The sequence below is a fragment of the Streptomyces sp. NPDC088730 genome (assembly GCF_044751215.1).
Classification (GTDB): Bacteria; Actinomycetota; Actinomycetes; order Streptomycetales; family Streptomycetaceae; genus Streptomyces.
The window spans coordinates 44,804-61,513 of sequence record NZ_JBIVLK010000018.1; the positions used below are offsets into that span (position 1 = coordinate 44,804).

Consider the following 16,710-nt stretch of genomic DNA (forward strand, 5'->3'; position numbering starts at 1 on the left):
GGGTGACGAGACATGGCGAACGAAGAGAAGCTCCGCGAGTACCTGAAGCGGACCACGACCGAACTGCACCGCACCAGCGAGCGCCTCAAAGAACTGGAGGCACGGGCCCACGAGCCGATCGCGATCGTCGGCATGGCCTGCCGCTTCCCCGGCGCAGGCTCCCCCGAGGACCTGTGGGACCTCGTGTCCGGCGGCACCGACGCTGTCTCGCCCTTCCCGGGCGACCGCGGCTGGGACGTCGAAGGGCTCTACGACCCCGACCCGGACGCGGCCGGACGCTCGTACTGCCGCGAAGGCGGCTTCCTCGGGTCCGCCGGGGCCTTCGACCCGGCGTTCTTCGGGATCTCGCCGCGCGAGGCGGTGGCGATGGACCCGCAGCAGCGGCTGCTGCTCGAAACCTCCTGGGAGGCCCTGGAACGCGCCGGGATCGCCCCCCGGTCCCTGGCCGGGTCCCGCACCGGCGTGTTCGTCGGCGCCTGGGACGGCGGCTACACCTCCGGAGTGCACGAGCCCTCCGCACAGCTGGAGGGCGACCTGCTCACCGGCGGGGTGGTCAGCTTCACCTCCGGCCGCATCTCCTACACGCTCGGCCTCGAAGGCCCGTCCGTCTCCGTGGACACCGCCTGTTCCTCCTCCCTGGTGGCCCTCCACCAGGCCGCCCAGTCGCTGCGCTCGGGCGAGTGCGACCTCGCTCTCGCCGGCGGCGTCACCGTCATGTCCACGCCCGCCGTCTTCGTACAGTTCTCCCGCCAGCGCGGCGTGGCCGCCGACGGACGCTGCAAGGCCTTCGCCGAGTCCGCCGACGGGTTCGGCCCCGGAGAGGGCGCCGGCATCATCCTGGTGGAACGGCTCTCCGACGCCGTGCGCAAGGGACACCGCGTCCTCGCGGTACTGCGGGGCTCGGCCGTCAACCAGGACGGCGCCAGCAACGGCCTCACCGCCCCCAGCGGCGCCGCCCAGCAGCGCGTCATCCGCCAGGCCCTCGCCGACGCCCGGGTCACCGCCGGCGACGTGGACGTAGTCGAGGCGCACGGTACGGGCACCAAGCTCGGCGATCCCATCGAGGTGCACGCCCTGATCGACACGTACGGCAGCGCGCACACCCCGGAACGACCGCTGTGGCTCGGCTCGTTGAAGTCGAACATCGGCCACACCCAGGCCGCCGCCGGTGTCGGCGGCGTCATCAAGATGGTGATGGCACTCCAGCAGGGCCTGCTGCCCCGGACGTTGCATGTGGATGCCCCGTCCTCGCAGGTGGACTGGGGAGACGGCGTGGTCTCCCTCCTCACCGAGTCGCGTCCGTGGCCGGAGACCGGGCGTTCCCGTCGCGCGGGCGTCTCGTCCTTCGGTGTGAGCGGGACCAACGCGCACGTGATTCTGGAGCAGGCTCCTGTGCCGGATGCGGTGGCGGAGCCGGTGGTTCGTGAGTTGCCGGTGGTGCCGTTGGTGGTGTCCGCGAAGTCGGGGCCGGCGCTCAGGGTGCAGTCCGAGCGGTTGCGGGCCCGGCTGGGGGCGGAGGGTGCGCCGCGTCTGCTGGACGTGGGGTATTCGCTGGTGACGTCGCGGTCGGTGTTCGAGCACCGTCAGGTCACGCTCGGTTCCCGGATTGTCGAGGACGCTGTGGGTCCGGTGGGCCGTCGGGTGTTGGTGTTTCCGGGTCAGGGGACGCAGTGGGTGGGGATGGGTGCGGGGCTGCTGGAGTCCTCACCGGTGTTCGCTGCCCGGTTGCGTGAGTGTGCGGATGCGTTGGCGCCGTTCGTTGACTTCGATGTGGTCGAGGTGGTGCGTGCGGGGGGTTCGCTGGACGATGTGGGTGTGGTGCAGCCGGTGACGTGGGCTGTGATGGTGTCGCTCGCTGAGGTGTGGCGTTCGTTCGGGGTTGTTCCGGATGCGGTGGTGGGGCATTCGCAGGGGGAGATAGCGGCCGCCGCGGTGTCGGGGGCTTTGTCCCTTGAGGACGCCGCCCGGGTGGTGGCGCTGCGGGCCGGTGTGATCGGCCGCGAGCTGGCCGGACTCGGTGGCATGGCGTCGATTCCCCTGCCACTCGCGCAGGTCGAGGAACGTCTTGCCGGTGCCGAGTGGACGGGTCGGCTGAGTGTGGCGGCCGTGAATGGTCCGTCGAGCACGGTGGTGTCGGGTGATGCCGATGCGATCACGGAGATCGTGGCCGTGTATGTGGGTGAGGGGGTGCGGGCTCGTCAGGTTCCGGTCGACTACGCCTCGCACTCCGTGCATGTGGAGCGGATCGAGGCCGAACTCCTCGACGTGCTGGCTCCGGTCACGCCGCGTCGTTCGGAGATTCCGTTCTACTCGACGGTGACGGGTGAGCTGGTGGATACGACGGGGCTGGACGCCTCGTACTGGTACCGCAATCTCCGCCAGACGGTCCGTTTCGAGGAGACGGTCCGGCTGCTCCTGGACCGGGGCTTCGGCACCTTCGTCGAGTCCAGTGCCCACCCGGTGCTGGTCATGGGTATTCAGGAGACCGCCGAGGGCAGGGACGTCCTGGCCGGTGGTTCGTTGCGGCGTGAGGAGGGTGGCTGGGAGAGGTTCCTGACCTCGGCCGCCGAGTTGTTCGTCCGTGGCGTCGACATCGACTGGAGTGTCCTCTTCGAAGGCACCGGGGCCAGGACCGTAGACCTGCCCACCTACGCCTTCCAGCACAAGGACTACTGGCTGGAGCCCTCCGTACGGTCCACCCCCGCCGCCGATCCCACCGGCACGGACTCCTGGCGCTACCGCACCACCTGGAAGAGCCTCGCAGAGCCGGCATCCGGCACCACCCCGGACCTCTCGGGGCGCTGGCTGCTCGTCCTCCCCGAAGGCATCGGTGTCCTCGCCGACGAGGCCGAGGCCGCCCTCGTCCGGCACGGTGCCCGGACCGAACGCCTGACCCTGGACGCGCGCACCGCCAGCCGCGCGACCCTGGCCGGCCGGCTCACCGCGTACGGGACCGGCGAGGGAACCGAGGGAGGCTCCGCCCGGCCCTTCGACGGCATCCTGTCCCTCCTCGGGGCCGATGGGCGAGCGCACCCCGAACGCCCCGAGCCGGCCCTCGCCGTGCTCGGCACCACCCTCCTCGCGCAGGCGGCGGCCGACGCCAGCCTCACCGCGAAGCTGTGGGCCGCGACCCGCGGCGCCGTCGCCGTCTCGCCCGCCGAACGGCCCGGTTCCGAGGGCGCGCAGGTCTGGGGACTCGGCCGTGGCATCGCACTGGAACACCCCCTCCTCTGGGGCGGTCTGGTGGATCTGCCCGAGGCCCCCGACGAGCGCGACTGGCAGCGGCTGGCCGCCGCCCTGGCGGGAATCGCCGACGAGGACCAGATCGCCGTCCGCGCCTCCGGCTCCTACGGCCGCCGGCTCGTTCCCGCCGGCGGCGCCCCCGCCCGCCGCACCTACACCCCCCGTGGCACGGTGCTGGTGACGGGGGGTACGGGTGCTCTCGGTGCTCATGTCGCCCGCTGGCTCGCCGGTGCGGGGGCCGGGCATCTGGTGCTGACCGGGCGCCGTGGCCCGGATGCTCCCGGGGCTGCCGGGCTGGCCGGGGAACTGCGCGCCCTGGGCGCCGAAGTCACCCTCGCCGCCTGTGACGTCTCCGACCGCGAGGCACTGGCCGCCCTCCTCGACGCCCACCCGCCCACCGCCGTCTTCCACACCGCCGGCGTCCCGCACTCGGCCGCCTTCCTCGACACCGATGCCGACTCCCTCGCCGAGGTGTACGCGGGCAAGGTCGCCGGCGCCCTGAACCTGCACGAGCTGACGCGCACCCGGGAACTCGACGCGTTCGTCCTGTACTCCTCCGGGGCCGGGGTCTGGGGCAGCGGCGGCCAGAGCGCCTACGGCGCGGCGAACGCCGCGCTCGACGCGCTCGCCGAACGGCGCCGCGCAGAGGGGCTGCCCGCCACCTCCGTGGCCTGGGGCCTGTGGGGCGGCGGCGGCATGGGCGAGGGCGCCGGCGAGGAGTTCCTCAGCAGCCGGGGTCTGCGCGCCATGGACCCCGTACGCGCCGTGGCGGCCCTGGCGCGGGCCCTGGACCGGGAGGACGGCTGCGTCGCGCTCGCCGACATGGACTGGCCGCTCTTCGCCAAGGGGTTCACGACGTTCCGGCCCAGCCCGCTGATCGGCCAACTGCCCGGCGTGGGCGGGTCCGGCGGCGACGGAACCGCCGGGGCGCCGGACGGACAGCCCGCCGGAGCGGAGGCGGACGGGCTGCCCGCCCGGCTCGCCGCCGCCGGTCCCGCCGAGCGGTACGAGATCGTGCTCGACGAGGTCCGGGGCAGCGTCGCGGCCGTGCTCGGCCACACCGGACCCGAGGACGTCGACCCGGAAGAGGCGTTCAAGGACCTCGGGTTCAGCTCCCTCACCGCGGGCGAGCTGGCGGGCCGGCTCAGCCGCGCCTGCGGCCGCAAGCTGCCCCCCACCCTGGTCTTCGACCACCCCACGGCCGCCGCCATGGCCGCCCATCTGGCCCAACTCCTCGCCCCGGCCGCCCCGGCGGGCACCGGCACCCCCGAGGAGCAGCGGATCAGGGCCGCCCTGGCCACGATCCCGCTGGGCGTGCTGCGCGAGGCGGATCTGCTCGACACCCTGCTCGCACTGGCCTCCGCGGAGTCCGGTACGGCGGCGCCCGAGCGGTTCTCAGGCGGTGCCGGGTTCGATGGGGCGGACCGGTTCGGCGCCGCCCGCACGATCGGCGACCTCGACGAACTCGACGACCTCGACGAACTCGACGAGGCCGCGCTGATCGAGCTGGCACTGCGCGACGCGGCCTGAGCCGCGCCGCCCCACCCGGCCGCCGCGACAACGCCGTTTCGACCGCCGCTCCGCCCGACTCAGAGAGGGGCACCACCGATGGCCATGTCCTCCGAAAAACTCATGGAGGCGCTCCGGGCCTCGCTCAAGGAGACCGAGCGGCTGCGCCGGCGCAACCGGGAGCTGACCTCGGCCGCCCACGAGCCCGTCGCCGTCGTCGGCATGGCCTGCCGGTATCCGGGCGGAGCCGACTCCGCCGAGGCCCTCTGGGAGCTGGTCGCCTCCGGGACGGACGCCGTCGCGCCCTTCCCGGAGGACCGCGGCTGGGACCTCGACGGGCTCTACGACCCGGACCCCGAGTCGCAGGGAACCACCTACTGCAACCAGGGCGGATTCCTCGCCGGCGCGGGCGACTTCGACGCCGCGTTCTTCGGGATCTCGCCGCGTGAGGCCGTCGTCATGGACCCCCAGCAGCGGCTGCTCCTGGAGGTGTCCTGGGAGGCCCTGGAGCGTACCGGCCTCGACCCGCGCACCCTGCGCGGGACCGGTACGGGCGTCTACATCGGCGCCGCCCACGCCGAGTACGCCACCGACCTGGACCGGGTGCCCGCGGGCTCCGAGGGCTACCTCCTGACCGGCAACGCCGACGCCGTGCTCTCCGGCCGGATCAGCTATGCCCTCGGGCTGGAGGGTCCGGCCCTGACGGTGGAGACGGCCTGCTCCTCCTCGCTGGTCGCCATGCACCTGGCCGTCGCCGCCCTGCGGCGGGGGGAGTGCGGCCTGGCACTGGCGGGCGGCGCGGCCGTGATGCCCGACGCCGCCGCGTTCGTCGAGTTCTCCCGGCAGAAGGGCCTTGCCGCGGACGGCCGTTGCAAGGCCTTCTCCGCGGACGCGGACGGCACCGGCTGGGCCGAGGGCGCCGGTGTGCTCGTACTGGAACGGCTCTCCGACGCCGAGCGCAACGGGCACCCGGTGCTCGCCGTCATCCGCGGCTCCGCCGTCAACCAGGACGGTGCCAGCAACGGCCTCACCGCCCCCAACGGCCCCTCCCAGCAACGCGTCATCCGCCAGGCCCTCGCCGACGCCGGACTGCGCCCCGAGGACATCGACGCCGTCGAGGCGCACGGCACCGGAACCCAGCTGGGCGACCCCATCGAGGCCCAGGCCCTGCTCGACGTCTACGGACAGGGCCGCGAGGCGGACCGGCCGCTGTGGCTCGGCTCCCTCAAGTCCAACATCGGCCACTCGCAGGCCGCCGCCGGTGTCGGCGGCGTCATCAAGACCATCCAGGCCATGCGCCACGGACTGCTGCCCAGGACCCTGCACGCGGAGACCCCCACCCCGCACGCCGACTGGGCCTCGGGCGGGGTACGGCTGCTGACCGAGCCGGTGGCCTGGCCGGCCGGCCCGCGCCCGCGCCGCGCCGGGATCTCCGCCTTCGGCGTGGGCGGCACGAACGCCCACGTGATCGTGGAGGAAGCGGCAGCGGACGCCGAGGACGCGGCCGGTGCCGAAGCCCCGGCCACGGCTCCCGGATCCTCCCCCGGGGACGGGCCGGGACCGGAGCACCCGATCGCCTGGTTCCTCTCCGGCCGTTCCGCCGAAGCGCTCCGCGCCCAGGCCGGCCGGCTGCGCGCCCACCTCGCCGGACCGGCCGCCGCCGGTGCCACGGCGGAGGCCGTCGGCCACGCCCTGGCCACCACCCGGACAGCCTTCGAGCATCGGGCCGTCCTCCTCGGCGGCTCGTACGAGGAACTCACCCGCGCCCTCGGCACCCTCGCGGAGGGCGACCCCTCGCCCGCCGTCGTCACGGGAGTGCGGCGCCGCGAGGCCAGGACAGCCTTCCTCTTCACCGGGCAGGGCAGCCAGCGCCCCGGCATGGCCCGCGAACTGCGCGCCGCCCACCCGGTGTTCGCCGAGGCCCTGGACGCCGTCGCCGAACGCCTCGACCCGCACCTCGACCGCCCGCTCGCCGCCGTGCTCGACGCCGCCCCCGGCACCCCCGACGAAGCCCTGCTGCACCGTACCCAGTACGCCCAGGCCGCCCTCTTCGCCGTCGAAACGGCCCTGTTCCGGCTGCTGGAGCACTGGGGCATGCGCCCCGACGTCCTCCTCGGCCACTCCGTGGGCGAGATCGCCGCCGCCCACGCGGCAGGCGTCCTCGACCTCGACGACGCCTGCGCCCTCGTCTCCGCACGCGGCCGGCTGATGCAGGCCCTCCCGGCCGGCGGCGCGATGCTGTCCGTACGGGCCGGTGAGGACGAGGTAGGGGAGCTGCTGGCCGGCCGCGAGGACGTCCTCGCCGTCGCCGCCGTCAACGGCCCCCGGTCCGTGGTTCTCTCCGGCACCGGCGAGGCCGTCTCACAGGCGGCGGACCTGCTCGCCGAACGGGGCCGCAAGACCAAGCGCCTGACGGTCAGCCATGCCTTCCACTCCCCGCTCATGGACCCCATGCTGGAGGAGTTCCGCGCCCTGGCCGACGGGCTCACGTACCGGGCACCCCGGATCCCCGTCGTCTCCAACGTCACCGGCCGCCGGGCCACCGGCGACGACCTGCGCACCGGCGCCTACTGGGCCGGACACGTCCGCGCGGCGGTCCGCTTCGCCGACGGCGTGCGCACCGCCCGCGAACTGGGCGCGGCCACCTTCGTCGAACTCGGCCCCGACGGCGTCCTCTGCGGCATGGCCCAGGAGGTGCTGTCCCTGGATGACCCCGGTACGGAACCGGCCGCCGTGGTCCCCGTACTGCGCCGCGGCCGCCCCGAAGCCGCCACCCTGCTGCGTGCGGTGGCCACCGCCGCGAACCGAGGCGCCGCGCTCGACCGCGGCCGGCTCTTCCCCACCGCCCCGGCCCGGCCGGTCCCGCTGCCCGTGTACGCCTGGCAGCACCGCCGGTACTGGATCGCCCCCACCCCCCGTGGCGGCGGACGCGTCCCGGCCGGCGGACCCCGCCGCCACCACGTCACCTGGAGCCCGCTGCCCGCCCCCACCGGCACCCCCCTGACCGGCACCTGGCTGCTGGTCGAGTCCTCCGGGTCCGCCACCGATCACGCCGAGCGGGCCCTGCGCGCCCGCGGCGCCCACGTCCGGCGGCTGTCCGTCGACCCCGAGCGGGCCGACCGGGCCACCCTCGCCGCCCTGCTCGCCGACGCCCGGAGCGACCCGGCCGCACCCGTCGAGGGGGTCCTCTCCCTGCTGGCCGCGGAGGACCGGGCGGGGCCCGGCACCGGCCTCGTCCCGGCCGTTGTGCTGGCCACTCTGTCCCTTGTCCAGGCGATGGAGGAGACGTCCATGACGGCCCGCCTCTGGTGCGCCACCCGAGGAGCCGTGGCCACGGCCCCCGGCGAGCGGCCGAGGTCGGCGGGGGCCCAGCTCTGGGGACTCGGACGCGTCGCCGCGCTCGAACTCCCCACGCTGTGGGGCGGACTGGTCGACCTGCCAGAACCCGGGACCGATACCGATACCGAAGCCGAAGCCGAAGCCGAAGCCGAAACCGAAACCGCGGCCGCGACCGGGTCCGCGGAGAACGAGGCCTGGCGGCTGCTGGCCGGAGTCCTCGGCGGTGCCGAGGACCAGGTGGCCGTCCGCGGCTCCGGCACCCTCGGCCGCCGGCTCGCCGCGGCCCCCGCGCCGCGCGTCCCCGCCCCGTACCGCCCCCGCGGCACCGTCCTGGTCACCGGCGGCACCGGCGCCCTCGGCGGCCACCTCGCCCGCCGGCTCGCCCGTGAGGGCGCCGAGCACCTGCTGCTCGTCACCCGGCGCGGGGCCGGGGCCCCCGGCGCGGCGGAGCTGGAGGCCGATCTCCTCGCCCTCGGCGCCAAGGCCACCTTCGCGGCCTGCGACGTCGCCGACCGGGACGCGCTCGCCGCGCTCCTCGGACGGATCCCCTCCGACACCCCGCTCACCGCCGTCTTCCACGCCGCGGGCGTGCCCCAGGTCAGCCCGTTGACCGAAACCGGCCCCGAACTCGTCTCCGAGATCTACGCCGGGAAGGTCGCCGGCGCCCTGCACCTCGACGAGCTCACCCGGGGCCCCGGCCTCGACGCCTTCGTCCTCTACTCCTCCGGCGCGGGCGTGTGGGGCAGCGCCGGGCAGTGCGCCTACGCAGCCGCGAACGCCGCGCTCGACGCGCTCGCCGAACGGCGCCGCGCCGACGGGCTGCCCGCCACCTCCGTGGCCTGGGGCCTGTGGGGCGGCGGCGGCATGGGCGACGGCGAGGGCGCCGCGTACCTGCGCCGCAGGGGGGTACGCCCGATGGACCCGCAGGACGCCCTCACCGAGCTCTTCCGCGCCGTCGCCGCCGACGAGGCCCAGATCACCGTCACCGACACCGACTGGGAGCGGTTCGCCCTCGGGTTCACCTCCCGCCGGCCCAGCCCGCTCATCTCCGCCCTCGTCGCCCCTGCCTCCACCCCGGCCACAGGCGACGGGAACCCGGCCGGCCCCCGGCCGCGCGACCCGCGCGCCGAACTCGCCGCCCTCGGCCCCGCCGAACGCGCCGCGGCCGTCCGGACCCTGGTCCGCACCGAGGCCGCCGCCGTCCTCGGGTACGAGAGCCCCGACGAGATCGCCGCCGACGAACCCTTCACCCTGGCCGGGTTCGACTCCCTGGCCGTCGCGGAGTTCCGGCGCCGGCTCGCCACCGCGGCCGCCACGGACCTGCCGCCCGAGGCCTTCTACGAACACAACACCCCGGACGCCCTCGCCGCCCACCTGCTGGACCTCCTGCGGGACCCGGCCGGAGCGGCGGGACCCCGGACCGAGGACCACGGCACCGGCGACACCACCCTGGTCGCCGTCTACCGCTCCGCGGTCGCCGACAGCCGGGTCGCAGAGGCCGTCGAGGCCCTCGGCGCCGTCTCCGCACTGCGCCCGGACTTCACCGACCCCGGACAGCAGCCCGTCACCCCCGTCCGGCTGGCCGACGGGCCCGCCGGAGACCGGGGACCGCTGCTCGTCGCGGTCACCGGCACCACGGCCGCCTCCGGCCCGGCCGAGTTCGCCGCCCTCGCCGCCGCCCTGGCCGGCCGCCGCACCGTGGCCGCGTTGCCCCAACCCGGCTTCCGGCCCGGCGAACTGCTGCCCGGCAGCCTCGAAGCGCTGTGCGGGGCCCACGCCGAGGCCATCGCCCGGTACGCCGCCGGCCGGCCGTACGCCCTGATCGGCCACTCCGCCGGGGCCAACGTCGCCCACGCGCTCACCCGGCACCTGGAGGCCAGCGGCACCGGACCCACCGCCCTGGTACTGGCCGACATCTACACCCCCAGCGCCCCCGGGGCCATGGGCACCTGGCGGGACGTCATGCTCCGCTGGGCCGCGGACCGCGCGGTCGTACCGCTCGACGACACACGGCTCACCGCCATGGGCGCGTTCCACCGGCTGCTCCTGGACTGGACCCCCCGGCCCACCCGCGCCCCCGTCCTGCACCTGCGGGCCGGCGAACCCATGGCCGCGTGGACCGACCCGCTGACGGACTGGCGGTCCGTCTGGGACGGCGCCCACACCGTCACCGACGTACCCGGCAACCACTTCACGATGATGACCGAGCACGCCCCGGCCCTGGCCCGCACCATCGACGCCTGGCTCGGCGCGCTGCCCGGCGGTGACCGATGACGAGGAGTCGCACATGACAGCGGAGCTGCTGACCGACACCCCGGGCCGCGAATCTGCCCTGGCCGACGCCCGACGGGCCCGGGTCAACCAACTCGCCCGCGCCGCACAGTGGTTCGCGGGCACCCGGAACGATCCCTACGGGCTGATCCTGCGCTCCGGCACCGCGGACCCCCGCCCCTACGAGGAGCGCGTCCGCGCCGAGGGGCCGCTGTTCCACAGCGTGCCGCTCGACACCTGGGTGACGGCCGACCGCGCCGTCGCGGAGGAGGTCGTCGCCGACTCCGCTTTCGACGGCCCCGGCCCCGGCCCGGAGGCCGCCGCCGCGGACGGGCTGCCGTACCGCAGCGCCGCGCTCGCCGTGGACCGCGAGACCGCCGCCCGCCTGGCCCCGCTCACCGCCCTCGGCGGCCCCATGCTGTGGGCCCCGGAGGAGGAGTGCGTGGAGAAGCGGACGGTGACGTTCGCCCGTGCGATCCTCGCCGGGCTCGGCGACCGCTTCGACCTCGTCGAGGACTTCGCCCGCCGCCTCGTCGGCCGGGTGATCGCCGAACAGCTCGGCCTGCCGGAGGCCGCCCACACGCGGTTCGTCCAGATTCTGCCCGACTGCCGGCACGCCCTCGACGGGCTGCTCTCCCCCCAGCCGCACGCCGTCGTCCGCGCCGCGGAGCGGGCCGAGACCGCCCTCTCCGCGCTGCTCACCGACGGACTCCACGAGGCCGGGGCCGACCGCGTCCGGGCCGCCCGGACGCTCTCCGTCGGCGCCGCAGAGACCACCGCCGTGCTCGTCGCCAACGCGGTGCGCCGCCTGCTCGCCGAGCCCGGTGCCTGGCAGCGGCTGGCCGCAGACCCCGCCCTGGCCGCCGACGCCGTCCAGGACACCCTGCGCGAGGCCCCGCCCGTCCGGCTGGAGACCCGCACCGCCCGCACCGGCACCGTCCTCGCGGGCACCGGACTGCCCGCCGGCAGCCGCGTCACCCTCCTCGTCGCCGCCGTCAACCGCGATCCGAAGGCCCCCTCGGACGTCGCACCCTTCGGCCTCCCCGCAGACCTGCACTTCGCGCTCTCCGGCCGGCTGGTCACGGTGATCGCCCGCGCGGCGCTCGGCGCTCTCGCCGAGGCCCTGCCCGCCCTGCGCACCGCAGGCGAGGAGGTCGTGCGGCTGCGCTCACCGGTCCTGGGCGCCCCCGCGCGCTTCCCCGTCGCCAAGACCAAGACCACCTGATGGCGGGACCCGGCCGCGACGGCGGCCCCTGCCACCCGAGACCACGACCCCGACCGCGAAGAGCCAGACAAGGGCGGACGATGCCATGCGCGTACTGATCACGTGCTTCGCGCACAACACGCACTACTACAACCTGGTGCCGCTGGCCTGGGCGCTGCGCGCCGCCGGGCACGACGTCCGGGTGGCCAGCCAGCCGGCGCTCACCGAGGTGATCAACGGCTCCGGACTGACCGCCGTACCCGTCGGCGACCTCGACTCGATCGTCGAGCTGATGACCCAGATCGGCGGCGACCCCACTCCGTACCAGACGGGCTTCGACTTCGCCGATACGGTCACCGAGCCGATCGGCTGGGAGCACGCCCTCGGCCAGCAGACCATGATGACGGCCATGTCGTTCGCGCCGCTCAACGGCGACACGACCATCGATGCCATCGTGGAGTTCGCCCGGGCCTGGCGGCCCGACCTGGTGCTCTGGGAGCCCTTCACCTACGCCGGACCCGTCGCCGCACACGTCACGGGCGCGGCCCATGCCCGCCTCCTGTGGGGCCCCGACGTGGTCCTCAACGCACGCCGGCAGTTCCTCGAACTGCTCGCCGCGCAGCCCGAGGAGCGCCGCGAGGACCCGATGGGCGAATGGCTGACGTGGACCCTCGAACGCTTCGGCGCCACCCCCGACGCCGCCGCCGTCGAGGAGGTCGTCCGCGGGCAGGCCACCGTCGACCCGGCCCCCGCGAGCCTGCGCATCCCCGTGCCCGGCGAACTCCTGCCGATGCGCTACGTCCCCTACAACGGTCCCGCCGTCGTACCGGACTGGCTGCACGCCCCGCCCGCCCGGCCGCGCGTCTGCGTCACCCTCGGCGTCTCCGCCCGAGAGACCTTCGGCCGTGACGCGGTGCCCTTCGAGGACCTGCTGCACGCCCTCGGCGACATCGACGCCGAGATCGTCGCGACCTTCGACGCGACCCAGCTCCAGGACCGCGAGGCCCTCCCCGCCAACATCCGCGTCGTCGACTTCGTCCCGATGGACGCCCTCCTGCCGACCTGCGCCGCGATCGTCCACCACGGCGGCGCAGGCACCGGCTACACCGCCACCCTGCACGGCGTGCCCCAGATCATCGTGGCCTCCCTGTGGGACGCCCCGCTCAAGGCCCGCCTGCACGAGCGGCAGGGGGCCGGCATCGACCTGCCGCCCGAGAAGCTCGACGCCGCGTCCCTGCGCGAAGCGGTCGTACGGGCCCTCACCGACCCCTCGATCGCAGCGGCCGCGCACCGGCTGCGCGACGAGGCCCTCGCCGACCCCGCGCCGGCGGAACTCGTGCCGGCCCTCGAACGCCTCGCGGCCCGGCGGGCCCACCCGCACACCACACACCCCAGCCAAGGAGAGACGACGTGACCACCACAGCAGCCCCCGCGGACAGCGGCTACGCGGACGGCATAGCCCGCCTCTACGACCTGGTCCACCAGGGCAAGGGCAAGGACTACGCCAGCGAGGCGGCCGACCTGGCCGCCCTGATCACCTCCCGCGCGCCCGGCGCCCGCAGCCTCCTCGACGTGGCCTGCGGCACCGGCCTCCACCTGGAACACCTCACCCGGGCCTTCGACACCGTCGAGGGCGTGGAGATCTCCGCGGACATGCGGGACATCGCCGTACGCCGCAACCCGGACGTCCCCGTCCACCTCGGCGACATGCGCGACTTCGCGCTCGGCACCACCTTCTCCGCCGTCACCTGCATGTTCAGCTCCATCGGCCACATGCGCGACCAGGCCGAACTCGACGCGGCGCTGGCCCGCTTCGCCGCCCACCTCGAACCGGGCGGCGTCGTCCTCGTCGAACCCTGGTGGTTCCCCGCCACGTTCACCCCGGGCTTCGTCGGCGCGTCCATCACCGAGGCCGAGGGCAAGACCGTCTCCCGCGTCTCGCACTCCCGGCTGGAGGGCGACGCCACCCGTATCGACGTGCACTACCTGATCGCCGAGCCCGGCCGGGACATCGCACACCTCTCCGAGACCCACCTCATCACCCTCTTCACGCGCGAGGCGTACGAGCGGGCCTTCGTCCGCGCCGGCCTCGCCGTCGAGTTCCAGGAGGGCGGCCCGTCCGGGCGGGGCCTCTTCATCGGCGGCCGGACGTGACGGCCGCGTGATCGAGGAGATCCTCCCGCCCGGGACGGTCTCGGCCGACACCCGCGGGGAGTTCCCGCCGGAGCTGCTCTTCGCGGGGGAGCGGGCCCTGATCCGCGACGCCGTCGAGGAGCGGCGCCGCGAGTTCGCCACGGCCCGCGTCTGCGCCCACCGGGCACTCGCCGCCCTCGGCCGGGCCGCCGAACCGGTGCTCACCGGCCGCCGCGGCGAACCCCTGTGGCCCGACGGCACGACCGGCTCCCTCACCCACTGCGAGGGCTACCGGGGCGCCGCCCTGGCGCCCGCAGACCGCTGGCGGGCGCTGGGCATCGACGCGGAGCCGCACCTGGCGCTACCGCCGGACGTGACCCGGGAGGCCGCCTCGGCCGCCGAGCGCGAGCAGCTGCGCGAACTCGCCCGCCGCCACCCCGGCACCCACTGGGGCCGGTTGCTGTTCAGCGCCAAGGAGTCCCTGTTCAAGGCGTGGTCCCCGCTCACCCACCGGACTCTGGACTTCGGCTCCGCGGAGCTCGAACTCGACCCGTCCGCCCGGTCGTTCACCGCCCGGATGCGGATCCCCGGACCGGTGCTCGACGGCCGGCCCCTGACCGAGCTGACCGGCCGGTGGACGGTGGCGGACGGAATCCTGCTGACCGCCGTGGCCGTCCGGGCCCCCGTCCGGCACCGCTCGTGATCCGTTCGCGCCGCGAGGCAGAACGGCTCGTGATCCGGCGGAGCGACACCCCGCCCGTTCCCGGAACATCCCGCCCGCCGGGCCCGCCCCGGCCCGCGCCCACCCCTGCCGGGCCCCCGCTCCGCGGCGAACCCGCCAGCGTAGGTACGGGGCGCGCCGCTGCTCAAGGTGTGCGGAGCACCCCCCGGCGCCCCGGCACGGCCCTCCCGCGGTGGTCCGGTCACCGCGCCCGCCGCCGGCCTGCCGCAGCCCGCCCCGCCGGAAGCCGGTTGACGCCCCGTCGGCGGGCCGGTTACGTTCCCCGAGTCGTCAGGATCAGGCCGATTCATCCGCTGGGGGGCTGGGATGACAGGGGAGGACTCGCAGACCGGGACCGAGGTCCTGCACATTCTCGAACTCCTCGCGGAGGAGGCGCCGGCCCACGCGTACGAACAGCTCGTCGCACGGGCCCGCCGCTCCGGCGCCGAGCCCCACCGGATCGACCAGCTGACCCGCGCCAAGGGCCTCGCGCTGGAAGTCAACGCCCTCTTCGAGCGGCGCCGCCAGCGCGAGGCCGAACTCGCCGCGCTCGTCGGTACCGCCCTCGACCTCACCGCGCCCTCCCGGCTCGACGCCACCCTCCGCCTGATCACCCGCCGCGCCCGGCTGCTGCTCAACACGGACCTCGCCTGCACCGCCCTGGCCGACGAGACCACCGGGGACCTGATCGTCGGCACCGCCGACGGTGCCGTCAGCGCCCGCACCGCAGGCCACCGGATACCCGCGGCCGCGCTCGCCGAAGGCACCCTGGGCGAACTGCCGGGCCCCTTCTGGACCGCCGACCACCTGGCCGACGACCGGGCCGGCCACACGGACGCCCTCGAAGACCTCCTGCAGGCCGAGTCCCTCCACGCCGTGCTCGGCGTCCCGCTGCGCGCCGGCGACCGCTGCCTGGGCTTCCTCTACGTCGCCGAGCGCAGGACCCGGCACTTCACCCCCGACGACGTCTCGCTCATGTGCTCCCTCGCCGACCTCTCCGCCGTCGCCATCGAGACCGCCCGACTGCTGGAAACCGTGCAGGCCGCCAACACCGTCCTTGAGGACGCCGGGACCAGGGCCCGCGCCGGACTCAGCAACGCCCTGCAGGCCAAGAACATCCAGGACGACCTGGTCCGGCTCGTCCTTGAGGGCATCAGCATGGACGAACTCCTGGCCCGCGCCGCCGCCGAGCTCGGCGGCGGCCTCTCCGTCTGGGGCCAGGGCGGCGAACGCCTCGCCGGGCACGGCCACACCCCCCGCCCCGACAGCGCCGAACTGGAGCGCGTACGGCTCAACGCCGCGGCCACCGGCATCGCCTGCCCCCTGACCGGGGGCACGCTGGTCGTGCCGCTCTCGGTCCGTTCCGAGGACGTCGGCTCGCTCCTCTTCCACCCCGCGGAGCCGGCCACCGGCACCGACGCCTGGCCCGGCGAACAGGTCCTCTCCTACGCGCGCACCGTGTCCCTGCTGCTCGTCATGCAGCGCTCCACGGACGTCGGGGGACGGGCCGACGACGACCTCCTGGAGGATCTCGTCACCTGGGACGGGCCCGCCGAGGGCCTGGAGCGGCGCTCCCGCCGGCTGGCGGCCCGTCTGGAACGCCCCCACGTCATGGTCGTCGCCCGCCCCCGCAACGCGGCCGCCGACCTCGTCGAGAGCTGGGCCGCCGGCCACGCCCGCCGCCACCGGGGCATGAAGACCGTCCAGGGCGACCGGCTCGCCCTGCTCCTGCCCGGGGACGACCCGGCCGCCTGCGCCGACCAGGTCCGCGCGGAACTCGCCGAAGCCACCGGTGCCCCCGTCACCGCCGGGGCGGCCCGGGTCGCCCGGGGCCCGGACGCGGTCCGCCGTGCCCACCAGGAGGCCGTCCGCTGCCTGGACGCGCTCACCGCGCTCGGCGGCACCGGGCGCTCGGCCGCCGCCCGCGACCTCGGGTTCATCGGCATGCTGCTCGCCGAGGAGCACGACGCCCCCGGGTTCGTGGAACGCACCCTCGGCCCGCTCCTCGACCACGACGCCGAGCGGTTCGGCAACCTCGTCGAGACCCTCGACGGCTGGTTCACCGCCGCCGGCAGCCCCACCCGGGCCGGCGAGATCCTCTACGTACACCCCAACACGGTCTCCCGCCGGCTGGAGCGCATCACCCAGCTGCTCGGCCCGGACTGGCAGCAACCGGAACGCTCGCTGGAACTTCAGCTCGCCCTGCGCCTGCAGCGGGCGCGTATCTTCCAGGGTCCCGCACCCGACGCCCCCCGGTCATGGGAACCGGCGTGAGCGCACCGCGGCCGCG

7 protein-coding genes are annotated in these 16,710 nt (G+C 75.2%); all 7 read left to right on the forward strand.

The window, feature by feature from the left end; all coding sequences use genetic code 11:
- Positions 1-12: 12 nt before the first annotated feature.
- The 7 genes from ACIP89_RS33525 (at position 13) to ACIP89_RS33555 (ending at position 16,694) form a co-directional block, all read left to right on the forward strand.
- A complete protein-coding gene (locus tag ACIP89_RS33525) occupies positions 13-4,773 on the forward strand; it encodes a type I polyketide synthase (RefSeq protein WP_402118146.1) in 4,761 nt (1,586 codons plus the stop codon).
- 78 nt (positions 4,774-4,851) lie between these two features.
- Positions 4,852-10,365: an SDR family NAD(P)-dependent oxidoreductase gene (locus ACIP89_RS33530; protein WP_402118148.1), complete on the forward strand. Its 5,514-nt coding sequence runs from the start codon at positions 4,852-4,854 to the stop codon at positions 10,363-10,365.
- A 13-nt stretch (positions 10,366-10,378) separates the two neighbouring features.
- Positions 10,379-11,587 carry a hypothetical protein gene (locus tag ACIP89_RS33535; RefSeq protein WP_402118149.1) on the forward strand — a complete coding sequence of 403 codons (1,209 nt, stop codon included), beginning with the start codon at positions 10,379-10,381 and terminating at the stop codon, positions 11,585-11,587.
- A gap of 85 nt (positions 11,588-11,672) precedes the next feature.
- Entirely contained in the window at positions 11,673-12,980 is a 1,308-nt protein-coding gene (locus tag ACIP89_RS33540; RefSeq protein ID WP_401931444.1) for an activator-dependent family glycosyltransferase, read from the forward strand.
- Complete coding sequence (locus ACIP89_RS33545) at positions 12,977-13,720, forward strand: class I SAM-dependent methyltransferase (protein ID WP_401931445.1); 744 nt, start codon at positions 12,977-12,979, stop codon at positions 13,718-13,720. Before ACIP89_RS33540 ends, ACIP89_RS33545 begins: the two co-directional genes overlap by 4 nt.
- Positions 13,721-13,727: 7 nt before the next feature.
- Positions 13,728-14,402, forward strand: a complete 675-nt coding sequence (locus ACIP89_RS33550; RefSeq protein WP_402118151.1) for a 4'-phosphopantetheinyl transferase — start codon at positions 13,728-13,730, stop codon at positions 14,400-14,402.
- A gap of 345 nt (positions 14,403-14,747) precedes the next feature.
- Entirely contained in the window at positions 14,748-16,694 is a 1,947-nt protein-coding gene (locus tag ACIP89_RS33555) for a helix-turn-helix domain-containing protein (RefSeq protein ID WP_402118153.1), read from the forward strand.
- The last annotated feature ends 16 nt before the right edge of the window (positions 16,695-16,710 follow it).